The organism is Pseudomonas meliae, from assembly GCF_001400515.1.
Lineage (GTDB): Bacteria > Pseudomonadota > Gammaproteobacteria > Pseudomonadales > Pseudomonadaceae > Aquipseudomonas > Aquipseudomonas amygdali.
The window spans coordinates 6,718-9,059 of the sequence record NZ_LJQT01000251.1 but is presented as its reverse complement, the minus strand read 5'-3'; the positions used below and the strand labels follow the sequence as shown (position 1 = coordinate 9,059).

Genomic DNA, 2,342 nt, shown 5'->3' with positions numbered 1-2,342 from the left:
GAAAGATGTGGGCTTTTTGCTTTTTAGCGTTTTCCTTTAACGCATCCATTCTCGTCAAATGTCACTTTATTGCTGCGGCCTTTTTTCTGGTTGTACACGTAATGCAATTCCCCGTTGCGGTTGGTGATTTTGTCCGGACGCCCCAGCAGGCTCTCGACATCACGCTGCGTCATGCCGGGAGGGGTGCGCTGGTTGATGATAGCTGCCCGACGCTGTTCGGCGCTCAGGCGGTTGCCGCAACCATCATCGCGCGTGCCGACCACGACCAGTTCCTGGCTCGCGGGCTTCCTGCGTGTTGGCGCTGAAAGGTTTGCGGGCGGGAGTAGATCGATGTTGGTTCCCGGTGGCGCATTGAAGGCCCTTTGCATGCTGGTGCTGTGGCCTTCGGGACAGCCGAGAGTGGTGAACATGATTTTTCCGGAAGCGTCTTCGCAGCGATGAACAGTGCTGGCGGTCGCGGGTGCAGGAGCGCAGAGTAGAGCGCTCCACAGGGATAGATGAACGGCTGTGCGCATGCTCAAGTCCTCCATGACAGGGTGTCGTGCAAGCCTAGCCGCAGCCTCTGGAGGCGGCGAGCAGGTTTTCTTGGCTGAATGTGACGTTGAGGCCGGGCCAGCTCACAGAGTTTTACAGGTTTGTGCTGCAAACGGTTGTTATAGGCCGAATTTCTCGCATGCGCTTCTCTAAAAGCGGTGTATCATTGCGCCCGTCAGCTCCGCCGGGGCTTGTGGAACACCTCCATGGACTTACCCAGTCGTTACTCAATAATGTTTTTCAACAATCATGAATTAACTGATTGATCTCCCGGCGTGCTCCGCTGCTGGGAGTGGAGTTCGCCTATGACCGAAAGAGAAGTAAAAAAAACGCAGGAAAGCTTGCAGGATCGCCTGGCTCAGGTTGTCGATCTGCTGCAGCGCCAGCGTATTGTTGAAGACCTGACCCATCGTCAGGAAGGTCAGCATCAGGACCGTGTAGAAAACCTGGTTCACCGGCAGAACCTCGTCGAGTTGCAACGCAAGCTCGAAGACCTTCACTCTGCCGACGTCGCTTATATCCTCGAAGCCCTGCCTCTGGAAGATCGTCTGACCGTATGGCAGCTGGTCAAGGCTGAGCGTGACGGCGACATTCTTCTTGAAGTATCCGATTCCGTTCGTGAAACCCTGATCGCCGACATGGATGATCACGAGTTGCTCGCGGCGGCACGGGACATGGACGCCGACGAACTGGCTGACCTTGCTCCCGAGTTGCCCCGTGATGTCGTTCACGAGCTTATGGAGGCACTGGATTCACAACAGCGTGAGCGCGTCCGTTCGGCTTTGTCCTATGACGAGGATCAGGTCGGTGCGCTGATGGACTTCGAGATGGTGACGATCCGTGAGGATGTCAGCCTTGAAGTGGTGCTGCGCTACCTGCGCAGGTTGAAAGAGCTGCCGGGCCACACCGACAAACTGTTTGTGGTCGACTCCGAAGGCGTGCTCAAGGGTGTGCTGCCGATCAAGCGCCTGCTGGTCAATGATCCGGAGAAGCAGGTTGGCGAAGTCATGGCCAACGATCCGGTCAGCTTTCACCCGGAAGACGATGCCTACGATGCGGCGCAGGCCTTCGAGCGTTACGACCTTATCTCTACGCCGGTGGTGGACAAGAACGGCAAGCTGATCGGCCGTCTGACCATCGATGAAATGGTCGACCTGATTCGTGAAGAGAGCGAAAGCGAAGTTCTTAACATGGCGGGTCTGCGCGAAGAAGAAGATATTTTCGCTTCGGTATGGCGTTCCCTGCGCAACCGTTGGGCCTGGCTGGCAGTCAATCTGGTGACGGCCTTCCTGGCTTCGCGCGTGATCGGCCTGTTCGAAGGCTCCATCGAGAAGCTGGTGGCGCTCGCTGCGCTGATGCCTATCGTGGCCGGGATTGGTGGCAACTCCGGTAATCAGACCATCACCATGATTGTTCGCGCGATGGCGCTGGATCAGGTCAATACCGGTAATACCGCCCGCTTGCTGCGCAAGGAACTGGCTGTCGGCTTGATCAACGGTTTGCTCTGGGGCGGGGTGATCGGCGTGGTTGCCTACATGCTGTATGGCAGTTGGTCGCTAGGCGTGGTCATGACCGCAGCCATGACGCTCAATCTGCTGCTGGCGGCGCTGATGGGCGTTTCCATCCCTATGGCGCTGGCGCGCCTGGGGCGAGACCCTGCCATGGGAGCAAGCGTCATGATTACGGCGATGACCGACAGCGGCGGTTTCTTCATCTTCCTGGGGTTGGCGACGATCTTTCTGCTCTAAGCTTTCTGTTTCAAGATAGGCTCTTAAAATAAAAAAACCGCCATGATCAGGCGGGTTTTT

Annotated in this window: 2 protein-coding genes; one reads left to right on the top strand and one right to left on the bottom strand. The window is 57.0% G+C overall.

Features of this window, described 5'->3' with window-relative positions; all coding sequences use genetic code 11:
- Window positions 1-23: 23 nt before the first annotated feature.
- Window positions 24-515: an outer membrane protein assembly factor BamE domain-containing protein gene (gene bamE / locus ALO64_RS11310; RefSeq protein WP_031599680.1), complete on the bottom strand. Its 492-nt coding sequence runs from the start codon at window positions 513-515 to the stop codon at window positions 24-26.
- 324 nt (window positions 516-839) lie between these two features.
- Between bamE and mgtE the strand changes: the two genes are divergently transcribed.
- Window positions 840-2,282, top strand: coding sequence for a magnesium transporter (gene mgtE, locus ALO64_RS11305; RefSeq protein ID WP_002554424.1), 1,443 nt, complete (start codon window positions 840-842; stop codon window positions 2,280-2,282).
- Window positions 2,283-2,342: the final 60 nt, after the last annotated feature.

Excerpts from the sequence above, each read along its gene's own strand:
- bamE (WP_031599680.1), bottom strand. The coding sequence starts at position 515 with ATGCGCACAGCCGTTCATCTATCCCTGTGGAGCGCTCTACTCTGCGCT.
- mgtE (WP_002554424.1), top strand. The coding sequence starts at position 840 with ATGACCGAAAGAGAAGTAAAAAAAACGCAGGAAAGCTTGCAGGATCGC.